The sequence below is a fragment of the Klebsiella sp. GG_Kp146 genome, from assembly GCF_040061975.1.
In the GTDB taxonomy this organism is placed as follows: Bacteria; Pseudomonadota; Gammaproteobacteria; order Enterobacterales; family Enterobacteriaceae; genus Klebsiella; species Klebsiella quasipneumoniae.
On record NZ_JBEAHA010000004.1, the window covers coordinates 231,747 to 254,308 of the forward strand.

Annotated in this window: 21 protein-coding genes; 4 read left to right on the forward strand and 17 right to left on the reverse strand. The window is 59.4% G+C overall.

Annotated features, from left to right (window positions below):
• Positions 1 to 75: 75 nt before the first annotated feature.
• The 4 genes from ABLU95_RS07080 to pdxB all read right to left on the reverse strand — a co-directional run bounded on the left by ABLU95_RS07080 (position 76) and on the right by pdxB (position 3,787).
• Complete coding sequence (locus ABLU95_RS07080) at positions 76 to 735, reverse strand: DedA family protein (RefSeq protein WP_348879114.1); 660 nt, start codon at positions 733 to 735, stop codon at positions 76 to 78.
• Between the two features lie 26 nt (positions 736 to 761).
• Entirely contained in the window at positions 762 to 1,574 is an 813-nt protein-coding gene (gene truA, locus ABLU95_RS07085) for a tRNA pseudouridine(38-40) synthase TruA (protein ID WP_032453605.1), read from the reverse strand.
• Positions 1,574 to 2,587, reverse strand: a complete 1,014-nt coding sequence (locus tag ABLU95_RS07090) for an aspartate-semialdehyde dehydrogenase (RefSeq protein WP_023290529.1) — start codon at positions 2,585 to 2,587, stop codon at positions 1,574 to 1,576. Before ABLU95_RS07090 ends, truA begins: the two co-directional genes overlap by 1 nt.
• Before the next feature lie 63 nt (positions 2,588 to 2,650).
• A complete protein-coding gene (pdxB, locus tag ABLU95_RS07095) occupies positions 2,651 to 3,787 on the reverse strand; it encodes a 4-phosphoerythronate dehydrogenase PdxB (RefSeq protein WP_032453607.1) in 1,137 nt (378 codons plus the stop codon).
• Positions 3,788 to 3,897: 110 nt separating this feature from the next.
• Between pdxB and flk the strand changes: the two genes are divergently transcribed.
• The gene (gene flk / locus ABLU95_RS07100; RefSeq protein ID WP_048336253.1) at positions 3,898 to 4,875 is read left to right on the forward strand and encodes a flagella biosynthesis regulator Flk; all 978 of its coding nucleotides are present in this window, start codon (positions 3,898 to 3,900) and stop codon (positions 4,873 to 4,875) included.
• Between the two features lie 86 nt (positions 4,876 to 4,961).
• On the opposite strand, the gene ABLU95_RS07105 is transcribed toward flk, so the two are convergent.
• Together ABLU95_RS07105 and fabB are read right to left on the reverse strand one after the other, a co-directional pair.
• Positions 4,962 to 6,137 carry an MFS transporter gene (locus ABLU95_RS07105; protein WP_048297943.1) on the reverse strand — a complete coding sequence of 392 codons (1,176 nt, stop codon included), beginning with the start codon at positions 6,135 to 6,137 and terminating at the stop codon, positions 4,962 to 4,964.
• A gap of 209 nt (positions 6,138 to 6,346) precedes the next feature.
• Positions 6,347 to 7,567, reverse strand: coding sequence for a beta-ketoacyl-ACP synthase I (gene fabB, locus ABLU95_RS07110; RefSeq protein ID WP_002913291.1), 1,221 nt, complete (start codon positions 7,565 to 7,567; stop codon positions 6,347 to 6,349).
• A 158-nt stretch (positions 7,568 to 7,725) separates the two neighbouring features.
• Between fabB and mnmC the strand changes: the two genes are divergently transcribed.
• Entirely contained in the window at positions 7,726 to 9,714 is a 1,989-nt protein-coding gene (gene mnmC, locus ABLU95_RS07115) for a bifunctional tRNA (5-methylaminomethyl-2-thiouridine)(34)-methyltransferase MnmD/FAD-dependent 5-carboxymethylaminomethyl-2-thiouridine(34) oxidoreductase MnmC (RefSeq protein ID WP_087777329.1), read from the forward strand.
• Between the two features lie 159 nt (positions 9,715 to 9,873).
• On the opposite strand, the gene ABLU95_RS07120 is transcribed toward mnmC, so the two are convergent.
• Genes ABLU95_RS07120 through prmB form a run of 6 tightly spaced genes read right to left on the reverse strand, consistent with a single transcriptional unit; the run spans position 9,874 to position 14,431 of the window.
• Entirely contained in the window at positions 9,874 to 10,155 is a 282-nt protein-coding gene (locus ABLU95_RS07120) for a YfcL family protein (protein ID WP_023290534.1), read from the reverse strand.
• 31 nt (positions 10,156 to 10,186) lie between these two features.
• Positions 10,187 to 10,735 (reverse strand): elongation factor P hydroxylase, encoded by a 549-nt coding sequence (locus tag ABLU95_RS07125; protein ID WP_241516585.1) that lies wholly within the window; start codon positions 10,733 to 10,735, stop codon positions 10,187 to 10,189.
• Positions 10,735 to 11,544 (reverse strand): sulfite exporter TauE/SafE family protein, encoded by an 810-nt coding sequence (locus tag ABLU95_RS07130; protein WP_004201787.1) that lies wholly within the window; start codon positions 11,542 to 11,544, stop codon positions 10,735 to 10,737. Before ABLU95_RS07130 ends, ABLU95_RS07125 begins: the two co-directional genes overlap by 1 nt.
• The gene (gene mepA / locus ABLU95_RS07135) at positions 11,544 to 12,368 is read right to left on the reverse strand and encodes a penicillin-insensitive murein endopeptidase (RefSeq protein WP_023290536.1); all 825 of its coding nucleotides are present in this window, start codon (positions 12,366 to 12,368) and stop codon (positions 11,544 to 11,546) included. The genes ABLU95_RS07130 and mepA overlap by 1 nt, the downstream gene beginning before the upstream one ends.
• A 2-nt stretch (positions 12,369 to 12,370) precedes the next feature.
• A complete protein-coding gene (gene aroC / locus ABLU95_RS07140; RefSeq protein WP_044524280.1) occupies positions 12,371 to 13,456 on the reverse strand; it encodes a chorismate synthase in 1,086 nt (361 codons plus the stop codon).
• A 42-nt stretch (positions 13,457 to 13,498) separates the two neighbouring features.
• Positions 13,499 to 14,431: a 50S ribosomal protein L3 N(5)-glutamine methyltransferase gene (gene prmB / locus ABLU95_RS07145; RefSeq protein ID WP_023290538.1), complete on the reverse strand. Its 933-nt coding sequence runs from the start codon at positions 14,429 to 14,431 to the stop codon at positions 13,499 to 13,501.
• Positions 14,432 to 14,598: 167 nt separating this feature from the next.
• On the opposite strand from prmB, the gene smrB reads away from it, so the two are divergent.
• On the forward strand, positions 14,599 to 15,150 hold the full coding sequence (gene smrB, locus ABLU95_RS07150; protein WP_004201792.1) for an endonuclease SmrB: 552 nt from the start codon (positions 14,599 to 14,601) through the stop codon (positions 15,148 to 15,150).
• Positions 15,151 to 15,168: 18 nt separating this feature from the next.
• On the opposite strand, the gene sixA is transcribed toward smrB, so the two are convergent.
• The 4 genes from sixA to ABLU95_RS07170 all read right to left on the reverse strand — a co-directional run bounded on the left by sixA (position 15,169) and on the right by ABLU95_RS07170 (position 19,761).
• Complete coding sequence (gene sixA / locus ABLU95_RS07155; RefSeq protein ID WP_348879116.1) at positions 15,169 to 15,654, reverse strand: phosphohistidine phosphatase SixA; 486 nt, start codon at positions 15,652 to 15,654, stop codon at positions 15,169 to 15,171.
• A 209-nt stretch (positions 15,655 to 15,863) separates the two neighbouring features.
• Positions 15,864 to 18,008 carry a fatty acid oxidation complex subunit alpha FadJ gene (gene fadJ, locus ABLU95_RS07160; RefSeq protein WP_348879117.1) on the reverse strand — a complete coding sequence of 715 codons (2,145 nt, stop codon included), beginning with the start codon at positions 18,006 to 18,008 and terminating at the stop codon, positions 15,864 to 15,866.
• On the reverse strand, positions 18,008 to 19,318 hold the full coding sequence (gene fadI / locus ABLU95_RS07165) for an acetyl-CoA C-acyltransferase FadI (RefSeq protein WP_044524283.1): 1,311 nt from the start codon (positions 19,316 to 19,318) through the stop codon (positions 18,008 to 18,010). The genes fadJ and fadI overlap by 1 nt, the downstream gene beginning before the upstream one ends.
• A gap of 158 nt (positions 19,319 to 19,476) precedes the next feature.
• Entirely contained in the window at positions 19,477 to 19,761 is a 285-nt protein-coding gene (locus ABLU95_RS07170; RefSeq protein ID WP_023290542.1) for a YfcZ/YiiS family protein, read from the reverse strand.
• Positions 19,762 to 20,134: 373 nt separating this feature from the next.
• On the opposite strand from ABLU95_RS07170, the gene fadL reads away from it, so the two are divergent.
• Positions 20,135 to 21,457, forward strand: a complete 1,323-nt coding sequence (fadL, locus tag ABLU95_RS07175) for a long-chain fatty acid transporter FadL (RefSeq protein WP_023290543.1) — start codon at positions 20,135 to 20,137, stop codon at positions 21,455 to 21,457.
• A 58-nt stretch (positions 21,458 to 21,515) separates the two neighbouring features.
• Here fadL and mlaA read toward each other — a convergent pair whose 3' ends face one another.
• Positions 21,516 to 22,277 (reverse strand): phospholipid-binding lipoprotein MlaA, encoded by a 762-nt coding sequence (gene mlaA, locus ABLU95_RS07180; protein ID WP_032453618.1) that lies wholly within the window; start codon positions 22,275 to 22,277, stop codon positions 21,516 to 21,518.
• Positions 22,278 to 22,562 lie beyond the last annotated feature (285 nt).

Sequence of the window (22,562 nt, forward strand, 5' to 3'; positions counted from 1 at the left end):
CGGAACATGGGATAAAAAAGTGGTCAAACCGCTGCGCGTGACGCTCGTGCACCGTCACGCGCAACGCAGGCTAAACTACTTCGCCTGCTTCGCCGCCGCCCGCTTATGGCGAATAATCTCAATCACGCCCGGCAGGACGGAAAGCACGATGATCGCCACGATCAGCAGCTTCAGGTTCTCCTGCACCACCGGCAGATCGCCAAACAGATAGCCGGCGTAGGTGAACAGCAGCACCCACAGCAGCGCCCCGACGACGTTATAGGCCGCAAAATGACGATAGGACATATGCCCCATTCCCGCCACAAACGGCGCGAAGGTTCGGACTATCGGCACAAAGCGCGCCAGGATAATGGTTTTTCCGCCGTGACGTTCGTAGAAGCTATGGGTTTTATCCAGATAGCTGCGACGGAAAACCTTCGAGTTCGGGTTGCTGAACAGCTTTTCGCCGAACAGCCGGCCAATGGTGTAGTTGACCGCATCGCCGACGATAGCCGCGATGACCATCAGCAATACCATCAGGTGGACATTCAGATCGTTGGTGGGCAGGGCCGAGAGCGCGCCCGCGACGAACAGCAGGGAATCCCCCGGCAGGAACGGCGTTACCACCAGCCCGGTTTCGCAGAACAGAATCAAAAACAGAATGGCATAAACCCAGACGCCATACTGGGCGGCCAGTTCGGCCAGGTGCACATCAATATGCAGGATGAAATCAATTAAAAAGTGAATCAAGTCCATGTTTGTCTTTACCCTTAATGACCCTATTAGTCCGCCAGAAACAGCGGGCCCATTGGCAGCACCGGTAAATCATAATGGGCCGGGTAATCCACCGACACCAGATACAACCCTTCCGCTTTTGCCGTTGCCGCAGCGAGCGTCCTGTCTTTTGCTGCCAGCAGTTCTGCCATCCAGCTCTCCGGCTGGTTTCCGGCCCCGATTTCCATCAGGCTGCCCACAATATTCCTGACCATATGATGTACAAAGGCATTCGCTTTGATATCCACCACCACATAAGCGCCGTAGCGGGTAACGTTAATGTGCATCACGTTGCGCCACGGGGTACGCGACTGGCACTGCACCGCGCGAAACGAGGTAAAGTCATTCTCCCCCAGCAGACACTGTGCGGCACGCTGCATGCGCGCGGCGTCGAGCGGCTGGTGAAAATGCGTGACGCCCTGACTTAATACCGCCGGACGCAGGCGATGATTATAGATGACGTAACGATAGCGGCGCGCCGTGGCGCTGAACCGGGCGTGAAAATCCGCCGGGACATGTTTGACCCAACGCACCGCGATGTCACCAGGTAAATTCGCATTTACCCCCAGCGTCCAGGCGGCATCTTTACGCTGCGCCCGGGTTTCGAAATGCACCACCTGGCCGGTGCCATGGACACCGGCGTCGGTGCGGCCGGCGCAAAAGACGGTAATGGGTTCGTTCGCCACCTGCGAGAGCGCCTTTTCCAGCTTCTCCTGCACGCTGCGTACTTCGTTTTGCCGCTGCCAGCCGTAATATTTGCTACCGTCGTACTCGATGCCCAGCGCGATTTTACAGACCGGCTGTTGCTCCATCTCAGACATCAGTACAGGTACTCCTCAATCAGCTTCTCGGCGATCTTCACCGCCATCAGCGCGCCGCCGAAGCGGACGTTATCCGCCACCGACCAGAACTGGACTTGCTCCGGCATACCGTAATCATTATGCACGCAGCCGATGGAGAGACGGGCGTTGCCGGAGGCGTCGCCAACCTGAGTGGGGAATTCGCCCTCTTCAGAAAGTTCGATCTCCTCGCCGCGGGTAAAGGCGTCACGCGCCTCTTCCGCCGCCAGCGGACGCATCGCTTCAAAGTTCACCATCTGCGCATGGCCGTAGAAGACCGGCGACTGGACGACGCTGGCGGAGATCATCAGCCCGTCATCCTGAAGAATTTTGCGCGCTTCATCGACGATACGGCGCTCTTCGCGCACGCTACCTTCACGATCCGGCAGCAGCGGCAGCATGTTGAAGGCCAGCTGGCGGCCAAAGAAATCGTCTTCATCGATGGGGATGCCGTTCAGCAGCTTGGCGCTCTGCCCTGCCAGCGCATCCACCGCTTTTTTCCCCTGCCCTGAGGCGGAGAGCAGGTTAGTGACGCTAATGCGCGACAGTCCACCCTGATCGATAAGCGGCTTCAGCGCCGTCAGCAGTTGGCTGGTCAGACTATTGGGCACCGCAATCAGATTGCGGTTGCGGTAATCGCCTAACACGAACGGGTTCACGTCCGGCACCACCAGCGGTACGTCCGGCTCCAACGCAAACAGGCCGCTGAGATCGATAACCAGACATCCGGCGTTTGTCGCATCTTCGACATACGCTGCGCTGGCTTCGACGCCTGCGGCAAAGAAAGCCAGCTGGGCCTGGGTCCAGTCAAACTCGGCGGCGTCCTTGACGATCACCGACTTGCCACCAAAACGCAGATGTTCGCCCGCGCTTTCATTGCGCGCCAGAGCAAAAATCTCCCCCACCGGGAACTGGCGTTCAGCGAGAGTTTCGAGCAGGGCTTCGCCTACGGCGCCCGTTGCGCCCAGTACGGCAATATTCCAGCCTTCAGACATGGTGGTTTACTCCAGAAAAAAAGCGGCCCTGCCGGAGTATCCGGCAGGGGCATTAAGAAGACATTAACGAACAGGATGATGCACGGCGTTAAAACCGAGCTGGCGCAACAGCGTCGCCGCCTGCTCATCGCTGCACTGCACGTACAGCGAAGACCATTCGCGACGTTCCTGATAATTTTTACGCAGCTTGTCGAATTCACCGGCGACGCCCGCCACCTTCCGCAGCGGCGCATCATCGCGGCGCACATCATACACCAAATGAACCAGTCTTTTCAGCGTCGGCTGATCGAGCGGGCCATGCAGGGTGATGCGGCCAAACTCCGGGGCCGGCAGCAGGGTATCCAGCGCCACCTGCTGCGGATGACCGATAAAGGCGCTATAGGCTTCGAATACCTGCGTCGTCCCGCGCGCCTTCCCTTCAAGGGTGTAGCCGGCGATATGCGCCGTGCCGATATCCACCCGCTTGAGAAGCGCTATGTTGAGATCCGGCTCCGGCTCCCAAACGTCCAGCACCACGCTCAGGGACTGACCGGCTTCCAGGCGTTTCAGCAACGCGGCGTTATCCACCACCGGCCCGCGGCAGGCGTTGATCAAAATCGTTCCGGGCTTCAGGCGGCTAATCAGCGCCTCATCCGCCAGATGCAACGTTTTATATTGTCCTTCTTTATACAGCGGGGTATGGAAGGTGAGGACATCGGCCTGCTGGACCAGATCGTCAAGGGAGCGGAAGTCGCCTTCGTCGCCGCGGTCAGCGCGCGGCGGATCGCAGAGCAGAGTTTTGATGCCCAGCGCCTCCAGACGCTTTTGCAGCCGCCCGCCGACGTTACCGACGCCGACAATCCCGACGGTGCGATCGCGCAGTGCGAAGCCGTCACGTTCGGCCAGCATCAGCAGCGATGAAAAGACATACTCCACCACCGCAATGGCGTTGCAGCCTGGCGCCGCGGAGAAACCAATCCCCGCCTGCTGCAGCCACGCCTGATCGACATGATCGGTGCCTGCGGTCGCGGTGCCGACGAACCTGATGGCCTTGCCGGCAAGCAATGCTTCATTGACCCGGGTGACCGAGCGCACCATTAAGGCATCCGCATCGGTCAGGGCATCGGCCGGGACCGGGCGGCCCGGGATCGCCTGCACGTCGCCTAAACGGCTAAAAAGCTCACGGGCATAGGGCATATTTTCATCAACGAGGATTTTCACAGTTCAGTACCTGTCTGAGAACGAGAGTTAACCGGGGAAGTGTGCCATAATCTGGCCGCCAGGCATACTCATCACCTGGTTCCAGCACCGCGATATCGAAAGGATGAATCATGACGCACCCCCTTGCAGATATGCCAGACCGTCCTCCAGGGCGAGGCCCATCAGGCACTGCCGCCACCGGCGAACCTTCGCTTTCCATGCAGCAACGCACCGTCCTGGAGCGACTGATCACGCGCCTGGTGGCGCTGACCTCGCAGCAGAATGCGGAAGTGTGGGCCTGCGTCAAACATGACCTCGGACTGAAAGGCGACACGCCCCTGCTGGCCCGCCATTTCAGCGCCGCCGAGGCCAGTCTCAACCAGCGCCTGGCCGCCGCGCAGGACAATCATCATCATCGCCAGACCCTGGCGCAGCTCAGCGATCTGCTCGGCCAGGGCAATAACCGCCAGGCGGTGAGCGATTATATTCGTCAGCATTATGGGCAAACGGCGCTGCATGCCCTCAGCCAGTCGCAACTGGAGAACATTCTGCATCTGCTGCAGCGTGGTCAGCTGTCGATCCCGCAGCCGCAGCAGCGCCCGCCGACCCTTCGTCCACTGCTGCCGGCCGAGCACAACACGCTCAATCAGCTGGTGACTAAGCTGGCGGCCGCCACCGGCGAACCAAGCAAACTGATTTGGCAGTCCATGCTGGAACTTTGCGGCGTCAAGTCCGGGGAGCTGATCCCGGCGACGCACTTCACGCCGCTTTCGTACTGGCTGCAGGCGCGGCAGACGCTCAGCGCGCAAAGCGCGCCCACGCTTACCTCGCTGCAGGGGGCGCTCAAGCAGCCGCTGGAGGCCGCGGAGTGGCAGAAGATTGTCGACTTTGCCCGTCGCAACTGGCAGGTCACGCCGCAGACCACGCTGAGCCCGGCGCAGATCCTGGCGCTGCTGAATAAGGTGTTTGTGCTGCGGGTAGCCCGCGCCCAGGAGACGCTGGCGATCCCGCAGGAGGAGCCCGCGACCCGGCGGACATGGGCCGCTAAGCCTTGGCAGCTGGCGCTGGGCGCGGTTGTCCTGCTCCTGGTGCTGTGGCTCCTGCTGTAGCCCAGCAGGCACTGGCGGCGTTCACGGCACACTTTGATGCCAAACGCCGCAGTGTTTACTACGGCGGTTTCTGGTCTGACAACAACCTAGCGGCGAAATGAGATGAGGGTGACGAGGATCCCCAGCGCCGCGCAGAGGGCGCCGGCAAGGAAAACCGACGAGTAGCCCAGCGAAGTGGCCAGCAGACCGGTCAGCGGCCCGGTCAGGCCATAAGAGATATCCTGAAAGGCCGCATAGCCGCCGAGCGCAGTGCCGCGCACCTGCGCCGGGACGCGCTTCACCACCTCTACGCCAAGCGACGGGAATATAAGCGAACAGCCGCATCCGGTCAGCGCCGCGCCGGCCAGCGCCACCCAGACGCCGGGCGCCAGCCCCAGCAGCGTCAGACCGACCGCCTCTATCAGCAGCGAGACCATCGCCACTTTAACGCCGCCAAACCGATCCGGCATCCAGCCAAACAGCACCCGCATCAGCACAAAGGCGCCGCCAAACGCCGTCAGGGTAAATCCGGCCATCGGCCAGTTCTGACTGGCAAAATAGAGAGAGACGAAGGTGCCGATCGCCGCAAAGCCGACGCCCTGCAGGCCCAGGCCAATACCCGGCCGCCAGATCATGCCGATGACGCTCCACAGTGAAGGCCGCTCGCCGCCGTGCGCCGCCACTTTGCGCACCGTGCCGTTGATGAGTAAGGCGACAAGCGGTAGTCCCATGGTGACGCAGGCCAGGACCGCCACGCCAAAGTGGCTGTAAATTAACAATCCCAGCGGGGCGCCCACCGCCAGCGAGCCGTACATCGCCATGCCGTTCCATGACATCACTTTGCCTGAGCGGGCCGGCCCCACCAGCCCCATCCCCCAGCTCAGGTTGCCGGTCAGCAGCTGGCTTTCGCCAAACCCGAGGATCAGGCGGCCCAGCAGCAACAGGCCCAGCTTCGCGAACACCGGCAGCGGCAGCAGCGCAGCGGCCAGCCAGGCCGCGCCGGCCAGGGCGCAGGCCAGCATCCCTTGCAGGACTGAGCGTTTGGCGCCGTACTGGTCTGCCAGGCGCCCGGCGTAGCCGCGGGTAAGAACGGTGGCGAGGAACTGGATCCCCACCGCTACGCCGACCATGGTGTTACCCAATCCCAGCTCCTGATGGACAAACAGCGGGATCACCGGCAGCGGCAAACCGACGGTCATATAGGTCAAAAAGACGGCGAGCGTAATGCGAAAAAGCGACAAATTCGCGGATGAATGAGATGTTGTTTCAGTGACTGCGGACATGCATTACTCCAGATTCGCAGAGTAAGGCGAGCAAAGCGACACGCCCCCTCCATCTGACTATCAGGGTTAAGGCGCGTTGGTTGACGTTAAACGCTTACGCATTAGTGGAGAGACTAATGGATCCGCCAGCAGTGTGCCTGCGGGCTCTTACCCTGTCAAGATGACAAAAAAGGGGAGCCGGTGGCTCCCCTCAGTGCATCGCGTGCCGATTAGGCGTTGTATTTACGCATCACCAGCGTGGCGTTGGTGCCGCCAAAGCCGAAGCTGTTGGACATCACGGTGGTCAGCTTAGCGTCAGTCGGTTTGGTGACGATGTTCAGGCCGGCAGCCTGCTCGTCCAGCTCTTCGACGTTGATGCTCGGCGCGATAAAGCCGTGCTCCAGCATCAGCAGGGAGTAGATAGCTTCCTGCACGCCAGCAGCGCCCAGCGAGTGACCGGTCATTGCTTTGGTCGCCGAGATAGCCGGGCTGTTGTCGCCGAACACTTCGCGGATCGCGCCCAGCTCTTTCACGTCGCCGACCGGCGTGGAAGTACCGTGGGAATTCAGGTAGTCGATCGGGGTATCAACGCCGTGCATCGCCATCTGCATGCAGCGCACTGCGCCTTCACCTGATGGGGCTACCATGTCTGCGCCATCGGAGGTTGCGCCGTAGCCGACGATTTCCGCATAGATGTGCGCGCCGCGCGCCAGGGCGTGTTCCAGCTCTTCCACCACGACCATACCGCCGCCGCCGGCGATAACGAAGCCGTCACGGTTGGCGTCATAGGTGCGGGAGGCTTTTTCCGGCGTGTCGTTGTATTTGGTGGACAGCGCGCCCATGGCGTCGAACTCGCAGGCCATTTCCCAGCACAGCTCTTCGCCGCCGCCGGCAAAGACGATATCCTGTTTGCCCAGCTGGATCTGCTCTACCGCGTTACCGATGCAGTGTGCGGAAGTGGCGCAGGCGGAGCTGATGGAGTAGTTAACGCCGTGGATTTTAAACGGCGTGGCGAGGCAGGCGGAAACGCCGGAAGCCATCGCTTTGGTGACCACATACGGACCCACGGCTTTCAGACCACGCGGGCTGCGCATGGCATCGGCGCCGAAGACCTGGAATTTCGGGGAGCCGCCGCCGGAGCCTGCGATCAGGCCGACACGCGGGTTATTCTGGTATGCTTCCGGCGCCAGACCTGCGTCGGCAACGGCCTGTTCCATGGACAGGTAAGCATAGATGGAGGCGTCGCTCATGAAGCGCACTACTTTGCGGTCAATGAGGCCAGTGGTATCCAGTTTGACGTTGCCCCATACGTGGCTGCGCATCCCTGAATCTTTCAGCTCCTGAGAGAAAGTGATCCCTGAACGTCCTTCACGCAGAGATGCCAGGACTTCCTGCTGGTTATTACCGATGCTGGAAACGATGCCCAAGCCAGTAATCACTGCACGTTTCATTAAATACCTCTGTAAGTCGCACTATTTTAAGTTTCGTGTCGCACGATAGCGTACACTTGTACGCCGAACAAGTCCGATCAGACATTTTGTGTATAAATTTGCGCCCTCAGGCACACATCGCTAAGATCGCGCTACGCCTTGTGATTCGAGTAACTTACGTGAAACAAAACGCTATACAACCCGCCAACCTGGAATTCAATGCTGAGGGTACACCTGTTTCCCGAGATTTTGACGATGTTTATTTTTCCAATGACAACGGTCTGGAAGAGACACGCTACGTCTTTCTCGGCGGAAATCGCCTGCCGGAGCGCTTCTCCAGCCACCCTCGCCCGCTGTTGATCGTCGCGGAGAGCGGCTTCGGCACCGGGCTCAATTTCCTCACCCTCTGGCAGGCGTTTGACGTTTTTGTTCGCGATAACCCGGACGTTACCCTGCAAAGGTTACATTTCATCAGTTTTGAGAAATATCCGCTGAAGGCGGAAGATCTCCGCCTGGCGCACCAGCGCTGGCCAGAGCTGGCGCCATGGGCGGAACAGCTGCAGGCGCAATGGCCTTCGGCCTTCGCCGGATGCCATCGTCTGCTGCTCGACGGCGGACGGGTCACGCTCGATCTGTGGTTTGGCGATATCAACGAGCTGACCAGAGAGCTGGATGATTCGCTGAATCAGCAGGTGGACGCCTGGTTTCTCGACGGCTTTGCCCCGGCGAAAAATCCCGACATGTGGACCCAGGATCTGTTCAATGCCATGGCGCGCCTGGCGCGTCCCGGCGGGACGCTGGCCACTTTTACCTCCGCCGGTTTTGTCCGCCGCGGCCTGCAGGAAGCCGGGTTCACCCTGCGTAAAACCAAAGGCTTCGGCCGCAAACGTGAGATGCTGACCGGCGAGATGGCGCAAACGCTGACCTTTCCGGCGCGCGCGCCCTGGTTCGCCCGCCCCGGGAGCGAGGCCCGCGAGGCGGCCATCGTCGGCGGCGGTATCGCCAGCGCCCTGCTCTCCCTGGCGCTGCTACGTCGCGGCTGGCAGGTGACCCTTTACTGTGCGGACGACGCCCCGGCGCAGGGCGCCTCCGGTAATCGCCAGGGTGCGCTCTATCCGCTGTTAAGCCAGCACGATCCGGCGCTGGCGCGCTTTTTCCCGGCCGCCTTTACCTTCGCCCGCCGCACCTACGACTCGCTGCCGGTGCTGTTCGATCATCAATGGTGCGGGGTCACCCAGCTTGGCTGGGATGAAAAAAGCGCACACAAAATCAATCAGATGCTGGCCCTGGAGCTGCCCCCTGATATCGCCTGCGCGGTGACGGCGGAGCAGGCCGCGGAGCTGACCGGCGTCGAGACCGGCTGCGGCGGCATAACCTATCCGGCCGGCGGTTGGCTGTGCCCGCAGCAGCTCACCGCCGAGCTACTGGCGCTGGCGGCGACTCGCGGACTGCACGTGCATTATGGTTATCAGGTCGAGACGTTGAGCGCGGAGGGCGATGGCTGGCTGCTCAACCGGCAGCGCTATCATCAGGCGGTCGTGCTGGCCAACGGCCACCGCATATCGGATTTTGCGCAAACCGCGCCGTTGCCGGTCTACCCCGTTGGCGGCCAGGTCAGCCATATACCCACTACCCCGCGGCTTTCCGCCCTGCGCCAGGTGCTGTGCTACGACGGCTACCTGACGCCGCAGAATCCGCAAAATCAGCAGCACTGCATTGGCGCCAGCTACCATCGCGGCAAAACCGACACCACCTTCAGCGAAGAAGATCAGCAGCACAACCGGCAACGGCTGATCGACTGCTTCCCGGGCGCGGAGTGGCCGCAGGACGTGGATATCAGCGCCAGTGACGCCCGCTGCGGCGTGCGCTGCGCCACCCGCGATCATCTGCCGATGGTCGGCAACGTGCCGGACTATGCGGCGACATTGACGCAATACGCCAGCCTCCACGAACGGCAGGATAACGCCGGTAGCGCGCCGGTCTTTCATAACCTGTTTATGCTTGGCGCCCTCGGATCGCGAGGCATTTGCACCGCGCCGTTAAGCGCTGAGCTGCTGGCGGCGCAGATGAGCGCAGAACCGCTGCCGCTGGATAGCGGCACCCTGGCGGCGCTGAATCCGAATCGGCTATGGGTGAGAAAACTGCTGAAGGGAAAAGCGGTGAAGTAACAGCGCAAGGGGAGAAAAATCCCTGGGAAGCGCGACATTCCCGGCCTCATCCGGGCGACCAACGCGGTAGCCCGGCGAAGCACAGCGCAAACAGGGTAAGTCCTGGTTGCGCCGTTAGCGTGACGGATGGCGCTACGCTTATCCGACCTACATTATGGATCAGGCCTGATTTTTCGCCTGCTGATACAGGTTTTCCCACATGCCCTGCACCAGAATTTGGTCCGGCGGCGACAGTTCGCCAGCGCCGATGGCTTTCTCCAGGCTATGGCTGACTTTGCTGTGTACCGCTTCCGCTGAATGTTCGCCCTCACCTTCCAGCTCAGCCACCGCCAGCGTCAGGTGGCCGCGCAGATAACCGCCGGCAAACAGTTCATCATCACTGGCGTGGTCTACCATGTTGTCAATCAGCGCCAGAATGCGTGATTCAAACTCCGCGATCATCATCTTACCTCTTGTCATGTAATGTGTGGCCTTAGTGCAGGTCTTCCGGCCACGGAAAGTGTTCTGCCGTCAATGGCGGCGTTTGATAATAGTGTTGTAATGCGCGAATAAGACGCGCCGGACGTTCGGGGATCCCTTGTTCAAGCAGAGTCATCACCCGGGCATGTACCCGGCGCTGAAAGGCGATGCGATCGGGTTCAACGTCACCTTCCAGATTGTCGCAGCTGACGTTAAACGAAAATCCCGCCGCCACGCAGAACAGCCACTCCAGGGCCTGCGGTTTCACCTCCACGTCCTCAAACTGGCTTTGGGTCATCGCATCGCGGCCGTCCGGACAGTACCAGTAGCCAAAATCCACCAGCTCGCGGCGGGCTTTGCCGGCGATGCACCAGTGGGAGATCTCGTGCAGAGCGCTGGCAAAAAAACCGTGCGCGAAGACGATACGGTGATATGGCGTGTCATCGTCCGCCGGGAGGTAGATCGGCTCATCGTCGCCTTTCACCAGGCGAGTATTAAAATCTGCGGCAAAGCAGCTGTCGAAGAGGTCAATAAGCTGCTGATAATGGTGTTGCTGTTGCATTAATGAATTCCCAACCACTGCAAAATCTCAGCCCCGTGGCTGTCGTAGAGAAGTTTCGCGCTCATCACCGCCGAAACGATAACGATCATCGGTCGGATCAGCGATTGCCCTTTGCTCAGCACCAGCCGGGAGCCGGCGCGGGCGCCAATAAACTGGCCGGCCATCATCACAAAGCCGGTAGCCCAGATAACCTTTCCGCCGATAATAAACAGCAGCAGGCCGCCGACGTTCGAGGTGGCGTTGAGCAGTTTGGCGTGGGCCGTCGACTTCGCCAGGTTAAACCCGGCCAGGGTGACAAACGCCAGCGCATAAAACGAACCGGCGCCGGGGCCGAAAAAGCCATCGTAAAACCCGACGCTGCCGCCGGCGACCAGCGCAAACGGCAGGCCGTAGAGCCGACGCTGTCGGTCCGCTTCGCCCAGTTTCGGCATCAGCAGAAAATAGAGACCGATGCCGATCACCAGCAACGGCAGGATCTGCTTAAGAATATCGGACTGCACGTGCTGGACCAGCAGCGCGCCGGCGGTTGAACCGATAAAAGTCATCAGAATATTCAGCTTCTGATCGGCGAGATTGACCACCTTGCGGCGGACAAAATAGAGGGTCGCCGACAGCGATCCGCCGCAGGCCTGCAGCTTATTGGTCGCCAGCGCCTGGGCCGGCGGCATACCGGCGGCCATTAGCGCCGGCACGGTCAGTAAGCCCCCGCCCCCGGCCAGTGAGTCAATAAAACCGGCCAGGATGGCGACAAAGAAAAGCACCACCAGCACCAGCGGCGATACGGAAAACAACTCGATAAAACTATCCATTACAGCACATGCTCATCCAGTAGCGCCTGACAGGAAGGCGGCAACGGCGGCGGCGTCTTCTTCACAGGTGGGGTAGACCCGGGTTTAGGTGGTTCGAACCAGCTCTGCAGCTCCGCACCGCAGCCATCGCCGGCCGGCGGCGGCGCCTGATCTTCGCACTCCAGGCTGCCCGCCGGGCAGCGCAGACGGACGTGCATATGGGCGCGATGCTGGAACCAGGGACGAACTTTGCGCAGCCACTGGCGGTCGTTGCCCGCATCCAGACACAGCTGCTGTTTAATCGCCGGGTTGACGAAGATGCGGGTCACTTCGCTATCTTCCGCCGCCAGCTTGATCAGCTGGCTGATTTGCGGACTCCACAGCGACGGCACCACGCGTTTGCCATCGCTGGCGACCAGATCCAGGGCCTGCGGCTTCAGCAACTGGGACGAAGTCCAGCGCGTCTGCGGCAGCTGGAGGAAGATATCGACATCGAGGCCCGTCTGATGGCTGGCGTGGCCGCCGTTAAAGCGGCCGCCTGCCGGCATCCCCATGTCGCCAATCAGCACGGTCCCCATGCCTTTATTGTGCACCTGATTGCTCAGGCGCTGAATAAACTGAACCAGATCCGGATGACCGAAGTAGCGACGCTGATCGGTACGCATTACCTGATAGCCGGCGGCGTTCAGCGGCAGCGCCTCAGCGCCAACGATACAGCCATTGGAGAACGCGCCAATCGACTGCGCGCTGCCGCCGATTGGCTGAGATATCTTCTGCCATGGCGTGGCGGCCAGGCTGCCGGCGCTGGCCAGCAGCGCCAGCAGGGCGATAACGGTGTTTTTCATGGTTACCAGCGTGGAATTGTCGTCGTCACGTCGCCATTCTGCGCGCGCTGACGCATAAAGTGATCCATTAAGACAATCGCCAGCATCGCCTCAGCGATCGGTACGGCGCGTATGCCGACGCACGGATCGTGACGCCCTTTGGTGATCATCTCCACCTCTTCGCCAAAGCGGTTAATGGTATGACCGGGAACGGTAATACTGGAGGTCGGCTTCAGCGCGATGTTGGCAACGATCTGCTGACCGCTGCTGATGCCGCCAAGAATGCCGCCGGCGTGGTTGCTCTGGAATCCGGCTTTGGTGATCTCATCGCGGTTTTCGCTGCCGCGCAGCTTCACCACGTCGAAACCGTCGCCAATCTCCACGCCTTTCACGGCGTTGATGCTCATCAGCGCGTGGGCAATATCGGCATCAAGGCGGTCAAAGACCGGCTCGCCAAGGCCCGGCGGTACGCCGTCGGCGACGACGGTCACTTTGGCGCCAATGGAGTCGCCCTCTTTTTTCAGACCGCGCATCAGTTCATCGAGAGCGTCGATTTTCTCCGGGTCCGGGCAGAAGAAAGGATTCTGTTCAACCTGATCCCAGTCTTTAATAGCCAGCGGAATGTCGCCCATCTGCGTCAGGCAGCCGCGAATGACGATGCCGAACTTCGCGGCGAGGAATTTTTTGGCAATCGCCCCGGCCGCCACGCGCATCGCGGTTTCGCGGGCGGAGGAGCGACCGCCGCCGCGATAGTCGCGCAGACCATACTTTTGTTCGTAGGTGTAATCCGCATGGCCAGGACGGAACAGATCTTTGATCGCGCCGTAATCCTGCGAGCGCTGATCGGTGTTCTCAATCAGCAGCCCGATACTGGTCCCGGTGGTGACGCCTTCGAAGACGCCGGAGAGGATTTTGACCTGATCCGGCTCGCGACGCTGCGTGGTGTAACGCGAGGTACCCGGGCGACGACGATCGAGGTCGTGCTGCAGATCGGCTTCGGTCAGCGGAATGCCCGGCGGCACGCCGTCAACGATGCAGCCCAGCGCCAGGCCGTGCGACTCGCCGAAAGTGGTGACGCGAAAGAGTTGTCCAATTGTATTTCCTGCCATCACGGCTCCATTCTTTGTCGTTATGTTGGCGTGTTGTTTTTTTTAGTCTTTATAAATACCGAAGTGCGCGCGAGCGTCAATCAGCTGCTGTTTGGTCAGCATAAAGACGCCGTCGCCGCCGTTATCAAACTCAAGCCAGGTAAACGGCACGTCCGGATACTGCTCCATCAGATGTACCATGCTGTTACCGACTTCACAAATCAGAATCCCGTCGTCGCTGAGATAATCCGGCGCATTGCCGAGGATGCGGCGCGTCAGCTTCAGGCCATCGCTTCCGGAGGCCAGACCCAGAACCGGCTCATGCTCATACTCTTCCGGCAGATCGGCCATGTCCTCTTCATCGACATACGGCGGATTAGTGACGATCAGATCGTATTGTAGCTTCGGCAGGTCGCGGAACAGGTCGGAACGGATCGGCGTCACGTGATGGATCAGGCCATGGGATTCCACATTGTGCTCGGCGACGGCCAGCGCGTCCGGGGAGATATCCACGGCGTCGACTTCGGCTTCCGGGAAGGCATAGGCGCAGGCAATGGCGATGCAGCCGCTGCCGGTGCACATATCAAGGATATGCTGCGGCTTATGGGTAATCAGCCCGGCAAACTGGTTATTGATCAGTTCGCCGATCGGGGAGCGCGGCACCAGCACTCGCTCATCGACGTAAAACTCATGGCCGCAGAACCACGCTTTGTTGGTCAGATAGGCGACGGGAATACGCTCGTTCACGCGGCGAATCACCCGCTCTACAATGCGGTGTTTCTCGCTGGAGGTCAGGCGCGCAGTGCGCATATCTTCCGGAATATCCAGCGGCAGATACAGCGAAGGCAGCACCAGCTGTACCGCCTCGTCCCATGGGTTGTCAGTCCCGTGACCGTACCAGATATTAGCAGCGCTGAAACGGCTTACCGCCCAGCGCAGCATGTCCTGAATGGTATGCAGCTCATTGACTGCCTCATCAACAAAAATTTTATCCACGACATCCTCCAGGGCACACTCTGCTATAAATTCGGCGGCTAGTGTGCCATGAAGACGGCGATAAATCAGCATTCTTGCGTGGGGTGGCGGGGGAAAAAACAGGTTTTCCTTGCCCGAAGGGATATTGAGTCGGGTAAACTAGCGCAAAGTATTAATGAGAGCGGACAATGAAAAAGAAGACATCGCTTAGCGAGGAGGATCAGGCGCTGTTCCGTCAGCTGATGACCGGCACGCGGAAGATCAAACAGGACACCATCGTTCACCGCCCGCAGCGCAAGAAAATCACCGAGGTTGCCCCTAAGCGTCTGCTGCAGGAGCAGGCCGACAACAGCCACTATTTTTCCGATGAGTTTCAGCCGTTACTGAATACCGAAGGCTCGACAAAATATGTCCGCGCCGACGTCAGCCATTTTGAGCTGAAAAAGCTGCGCCGTGGGGATTATTCCCCGGAACTGTTTCTCGATCTGCATGGGCTCACCCAGCAGCAGGCCAAACAGGAACTGGGCGCGCTGATTGCCGCCTGCCGCCGCGAGCATGTGTTTTGCGCCTGCGTGATGCACGGGCACGGGAAGCACATTCTCAAACAGCAAACCCCGCTGTGGCTGGCGCAGCATCCGCACATCATGGCTTTTCATCAGGCGCCAAAAGAGTACGGCGGTGACGCCGCACTGCTGATTCTGATTGAGGTCGAGGAGTGGCAACCGCCGGAGCTGCCTTGACGGCGAGCTCCGGGGTCGTCAGATGGCGTTGGCCATCTTGAGATTGCAGGGGCTTTTCTGCCAGAGGTATTCACCCTTGCCGTCGGCGTCCAGATTAACGCAGGCGATAGCCGAGGTGGTGAACATCGGGGGCGTTTCCCACGGGCACAGCTCTGAGACCAGGTACCCCACCAGCGGCAGGTGGGAGACGACCAGCGCCGTCGCCACGCCTTCATTTGCCAGCGCCTGCAGATAGGCGCTCACCATTCCCACATCGCCGCACGGCGTGAGTTCCGGCATCACGTCGACATGTTTCGGCAGGTTCATGCACTCCCCAACAATATCCAGCGTCTGTTCCGCACGCAGATAGGGACTGACAAGAACGCGCTCAATATCCACTTTTTGACCTTTCAGCCAGGTTGCCATCTGACGAGACTCATCACAACCGCATACGGTTAATGGACGAACCGAGTCGCTGGCTGCATCGAGGGCAGCGTCGCCGTGACGCATAATAAAAACTTGCATATTGCACCGCTTTTGTTAACCAGAAGCACCGTAGTTTGGCCTGCGAAGACAATACGCAGGTGACCCGGTGGCCGGGCATTGTGCCTGATCCATTCAACGAATGAAACGCTGTTTTTTACCTCAATGGCGTAAGTATAGTCAATGATTGTTTACAAAACAGCCAATCAACAGCGTCATCCGCAGCCGGATTTACCTTCTTTGACCATAACTTAGGTCATCCGTTCATCCGCTGGCCAAAAGGTGGTCCCCTGTTCGGCCATGCGTAATAAAGTGTCACAGGGTGTAAAACGTGGGCCGTACTGGGCGGCCAGGCGCTGCAGGATCGCGGCAACTTCACCCGCGCCGATAGTATCCATATACCGGAACGGGCCGCCAAGAAATGGCGGAAACCCTATACCAAATACGGCGCCGATATCACCATCGCGCGCGCTACGGATAATCTGCTCATCAAAGCAGCGCGCCGCCTCGTTAAGCATCATCATCACACAGCGCTCCGCCACCTGCTGCGCGGACAACCGCGACTGGGGGCGGTCGATGCCCAGCAGCGGATAGACTGCCGGGTCGGGCCGTTTTTTGCTTTTACGCCCTTTTGTCTCATAAAGATAGAAACCACGATTATTTTTTCTACCTTTGCGATCGTCCTTCAAAATCGCGTCAATGATGTTTGCAGGCGGGCTGAAACGCTCTCCAAAGGCATTCTCCAGCACGGGAATAATTTTGGTGCCGGTATCAATACCAACTTCATCCAGCAGTTGAACCGGTCCCACCGGGAAACCGAATTTCACCAGCGCCTTATCAATCACCTCAACCGGTTCTCCCTCCACCAGCAGGCGCATCGCTTCATTTATATACGGCTCGAGGATGCGGTTTACATAGAAGCCCGCTTTGTCCGCCACCACGATCGGCGTTTTCCCCTGACGTTTAGCCAGTTGCACCACCGTGGCGATGGTCTGCGGATCGGTTCCTTTATGCGGGATCACCTCAACCAGCGGCATTTTCTCCACCGGACTGAAAAAGTGCAGGCCGATCACCCGCTCAGGGTGGCTGGCATGGGCGGCTATATCGCTTATCGGTAACGACGAGGTATTCGAGGCAAAGATAGTCTGCGGCCCGCCGTTTTGCTCCACTTCACTGACCATCCGCTGTTTCAGCGCCAGGTCCTCGAATACCGCCTCAATCACCACGTCGCGATGGGTAAAGCCCTGATAGTCGGTTGTGCCTGTGATCAGCGCCAGTTGACGATCGCGCTCGCTGGGGCGCAGTCGACGCTGGCGAACCTGTTTGTTCAGCAGATCCCAGCTGTACTTTAAGGCGTGGTTGATCCCGCCCGGCTGAATATCTTTGATTCGCACCGGTAGTCCGCCTTTACAGGCAGTCACATAGGCGATCCCCCCGCCCATCAGGCCGCCGCCCAGGACGGCAACGCTTCTCAGCGGAGCGGGTTCCGCCTCGGCGCCACGGTCTTTTTTCAGATCGGTACTGGCAAAGAAGATCGATCGCAGCGCCTGCGACTGCGGGGTCATCGCCAGTTCGCCAAACGCGCGGGCCTCTTCGGCGTAACCGCTGCTGCAGCCATGGGCCAGACCATTCTCGACGACCTGCAAAATTCGCTTCACCGCCGGGTAGTTGCCCTGGGTCTTGCGCTGCGTTTGCTTGCCGACGTACTGGAATAACAGATGGCGACCCAGGGGGCCCGCCAGCACGCGTTCGCGAACAGGCACCTCGCGGCTGGCCGGGCGCCCCTTCAGCGCCAGCTCCACCGCCGCCTGCAGTAAAATTGTCTGCGGCACCACCTCGTCCACCAGACCGGCCTTCAGCGCCTGGCGCGGCCGTAACTGCCTGCCGGTGAGCATCATATCCAGCGCCGTGCTGACGCCGATCAGCCGCGGTAAACGCTGCGTCCCGCCGGAACCCGGCAGCAGGCCAAGCTGTACCTCCGGCAACCCGAGTCGGGTTTTTTCGTCATCGCTACAAATGCGGCCATGGCAGGCCAGCGCCAGCTCCAGTCCGCCGCCCAGACAAGCGCCATGGATGGCGGCAATGACCGGAATCGACAAGCCATGGATCTCGGCCATAATCTGCTGCCCCTGGCGCGCCAGCGCTTCCGCCTCCTGCGCGCTGCGGCAGCGGGCAATCATGTTGATATCTGCGCCGGCGATAAAGTTATCGGCTTTGGCGGAGATAAATACCACGCCGCGCACCGACTTATCGTCGCGTATCTGGCGTATCAGTCCCCGCACCTGATTGCCGAACTCAGCCTTCAGGGTATTCATTTTTTCACCCGGGGCATCGATGGTAATCACCGCGATGTTGTCCGCACGGACCTCAAGCTTAAAAGCGGAAACCGTATCCATTATTCAGCCTCCACAATCATCGCCGCGCCCAGACCGCCTGCCGCGCAGGCCGTCACCAGACCAAATCCCCCTCCCCGTCGCCGCAGCTCATGCAGCGTCTGGGTGATCATCCGCGCGCCGGTGGCGGCAAAGGGATGACCGTAGGCGATAGAGCCGCCGAGGACGTTAAATTTACTCTCATCCACCTCACCGGTGGCTTGCGCACGCCCCAGCACCTCGCGGGCAAAGCGGTCGCTTGCCAGACACTGAAGATTGGCCAGCGTCTGCGCGGCGAAAGCTTCATGCATATCGATAAGCGTGAGATCCGCCAGCGTCAGGCCAGCGCGCTCCAGCGCCAGCGGCGTGGACCATGCGGGCCCCAGCAGCATATCCTGCCAGACGTCGATGGCGGTAAAGGCATAGCTGCGCAGATAACCCAGCGGCGTCAGACCCAGCTCTTTGGCCCGCGACTCGGTCATCAGGATCACCGCCGCCGCGCCATCCGTCAGCGGCGTGCTGTTGGCGGCGGTAACGGTGCCATGTTTACGGTCGAAGGCCGGGCGTAACTTTTGGTAATCTGCGAGGGTTGAATTTTTACGGATGTTGTTGTCCTGCTCCAGCGGCTCGCGAAAGGGGGGCGCATAGGCGGTCATCACCTCCGCGGACAACTTTCCCTCTTCCCAGGCTTTAGCCGCCAGCTGGTGTGAACGATGCGCCAGCGCATCCTGTTGTTCCCGGCTGATCCCCCAGCTTTTCGCCATCTGTTCGGCGGTATCGCCCATCCGTAAGCCAGTTGAATATTCCGCCACCGCCGGGGGGACCGGTAGCAGGTCGCGCGGCCGCAGGCGGGAAAACAGCTTCAGTTTCTGGCTCAGCGTGCGGGCTTTGTTCGCATCGACCAGCGCGCGGGCCAGCGTTTTGCTGACGCCGACAGGCAGCACAGAGGAGGAATCGGCACCGCCGGCGATACCGGCGCGGATGGTGCCGGCCATCAGGCTTTCAGCGACATTCGCCACGGCCTGGAAGCTGGTGGCGCAGGCGCGACTGACGCTGTAGGCGTCGGTGTGCACGCTCATTCCGGTACCGAGCACAATTTCCCGGGCGATATTCGGCGCCTCCGGCATCTGCACGACCTGACCGAAGACCAGCTGTTCAATGGCTTCCACAGGAATGTCGCTGCGCGCCAGCATTTCGCCAACCACCATTTTTCCTAAATCAACGGCAGGAACGCCATGAAATGCCGTCGCCTGACGCGCAAACGGCGTGCGTAACCCTGTGACAATGGCAATGCGATCGCCCTGACGGGTGATAAGCGGTAATGCCTGACTCATAACTCTCCCCTGTTAACCAAGACAACCAAGTGGTCTGACCTGATAGCATTGTTAACTAATTTTTTACATTAAGCCAATCGGGGAAGCGAAAAATTGCGAGCCAAAACACATTGAACAGAAAAGATAACGCCCCGTTCACGGGGCGCTAAGCGGAGGGATTAACGCAGACCCAGCTGGAAGATGAGGGATTCGGCTTCACAGCTAAACACAAAATCGATATCCAGCTTTACGCCGCCGTCAACGTCGGCGAAGACGGGATTAATTTTGCACGGTTCAGATTCCACACTGCGGGCTTTTTCGCTCAGCGCGGCGAGCATTTGCTCTGCTTCCGCGCGGTTGGCGAATACGCGGCTGTATGAGGCGGTGCAGTCGGTGTTGTCGACAATGGTCCCAACATCCATACAGCAGCAAACCGGGGTTTCATCAGCGCTACATTTACTCATCGTAGATTTCCTCTGGATATGCACCTGCGGTGCCAGACAATTAATGTGCCTATTTTACGCCCGCCCTCCGGTTTGCCTCCAGCCGAGAATCGCTATCACGGCGTTAAGTGACAGAAATCACACTTAAAAATGATCTAAAACAAAAATCACCTTTTCTCCGTCGCCTTCCCCCCGACAATTTTGCCAGCTGGATCGCGTTTCTGTTATCACAATTGAAAAACTTCATAAACAAACTTGCAACAACTCATCTGGTCAGACCTATACTCAGCGCACTGGTCTGATTTCTCTGTTGTACCGCAGACCCTACACTTCCGCGCTTCTGTTACGGCATGTAACATAGTTTAAAAAAAAATAACTCAATGAGGTTATGGGCATGAGCCAGAAAACCCGCTTTACCCAATCTGCCCTTGCAGTGGCTGTCGCACTTGTTTCCACCCAGGCCTGGTCAGCAGGCTTCCAGCTCAACGAATTCTCTTCATCAGGGCTGGGTCGGGCCTATTCCGGTGAAGGGGCTATCGCAGACGATGCAGGCAATGCCAGTCGTAACCCGGCATTAATTATGATGTTTGACCGTCCGACTATGTCGGCGGGCGCCGTTTTTGTCGACCCAGGCGTCAATGTCTCCGGCACTTCCCCCACCGGCAAAAGCCTGAATGCGGACAATATCGCCCCGACGGCGTGGGTACCCAACTTCCACTTTGTCGCGCCGATTAACGATCAGTTCGGTTGGGGGGCGTCCATCACCTCCAACTACGGCCTGGCAACAGAGTATAACGATGATTATGCGGCCGGCAGCATGGGCGGTAAAACCGACCTGACTACGGCTAACTTCAACCTGAGCGGCGCCTATCGCCTCGACAGCAACTGGAGCTTTGGCTTAGGTTTCGATGCGGTCTACGCTAAAGCGAAGATCGAGCGCTATGCTGGCGATCTGGGCCAGATTGTCGCTGGCTCTGGCGCGCTGCCGCCGGCGCTGGCAGGCCAGGTGGCGAAGATCCCAGCCGACACGCAGATCGCCCATCTTAACGGCAATGCGTGGGGCTTTGGCTGGAACGCCGGTATCCTCTATGAGCTGGATAAGAACAACCGCTACGGTTTAACCTACCGTTCCGAGGTCAAGATCGATTTCGACGGTAACTATCGCAGCAGTCTGCCAGCGGCCTATAACCAGATCCTTGGCAACTTCGGTCTGCCGGCGGGTACTAACGGCCAGACCACCGGCGGTTCACTGACCCTTAACCTGCCGGAAATGTGGGAACTGTCGGGCTATAACCGCGTGGCGCCGCAGTGGGCGGTCCACTATAGTCTGACCTACACCAGCTGGAGCCAGTTCCAGGAGCTGAAAGCCACCGGCAGCAACGGCCAGACGCTGTTCTATAAAGAGGAAGGCTTTAAGGACGCCTACCGCGTAGCGCTGGGGACGACCTATTATTACGACGATAACTGGACCTTCCGCACCGGTATCGCCTTCGACGACAGCCCGGTACCGGCCAACAATCGCTCCATTTCCATTCCGGACCAGGATCGCCTGTGGCTGAGCGCGGGTACCACCTACGCGTTCAACAAGGATGCGTCGGTTGACGTCGGGATTTCCTATATGCACGGGCAGCATGTGGAAATCAAGGAAGGCCCGTATACCTTCCGCTCCGAAGGGACCGCCTGGCTGTACGGCGCCAACTTCAACTACCGCTTCTGATAAGCAGCGCGCAACAAAAAAGGGTGAACATCATGTTCACCCTTTTTTTATTCGCAGATTACTGTGAATCGATATCTTTCAGTTCATCCTGAATGGCCTGGGCGTTCGGATTGTCCGCCGGGGTCAGCTTACCGCCGTTGGCGATAAAGTCATGACGCTGGAAGTAAGCCTCACGCACCAGAATGTAAGGATCGGAAGACTGACGCAGCAGGCCGTCGGAATCCAGCAGCTGAGCGCGTGTCTCAATCCCTTCTACTGCCCATTTGCCGATCGACATCGGCCAGGTCAGCCAGGAGAGCACCGGATAGAGGCCATCGGCCATATCGCCGCCTTCGTCACGCAGGGTAAAGCTGCCGTAGAATGGCAGTTGCACATACGGGCCATAGCCGACGCCATAGTGGCCGAGCGTGCTGCCGAAACGATGCGGTTCAACGCGCTGCAGCTGCGGATTAGCCATCCCGGCGACATCGATCAGCCCCCCCATCCCGAGGATGGTGTTCAGGAAGAAGCGGGTAAAGTGGACCATACCTTTATACGGGTCGCCCTGCAGGAAGGAGTTCACCATCACCGCCGGCTCTTCCAGGTTGCTGGTGAAGTTGCTTAAGCCATTGCGCGCCGGCTGCGGAACATAGTCACGCCATGCCACCGCGACGGGACGAAGCACGTAAGGATCAACCACGTTAAAGTTGAAGTCAAACATCGTGCGGTTAAACCCTTCTAACGGGTCTGAGCGCCCCTGCGGCCGATCGCCAGAGCTGGAACTGGCACATCCCACCAGCAATGTGGCGCCAAGCGCAAGCGCCGACAGGCGATAATTCATAGATGTCTCCCTGGTTTTTATGGCTATCGCGAGTTGCCATCCATGACGGAAAGACAACGTTTCCGCCCGTACAGATGTGAGCGATTGTAACAGCACGTTGAACGATGTCTATATCACCCGAGTTGTTGATTTGATCATAGCCTGGGAATAACGAGATCGCGGGGCTCCTATTCTAGCGGAGCGACAAAAATCTGACGTTACCATTTTTGCGATTTCAGAGTATGCCCAGCCAGACGCCAGGTAAAGCCGCTACGCTATTACTATACAGAGTGATAGCGAGGGCCA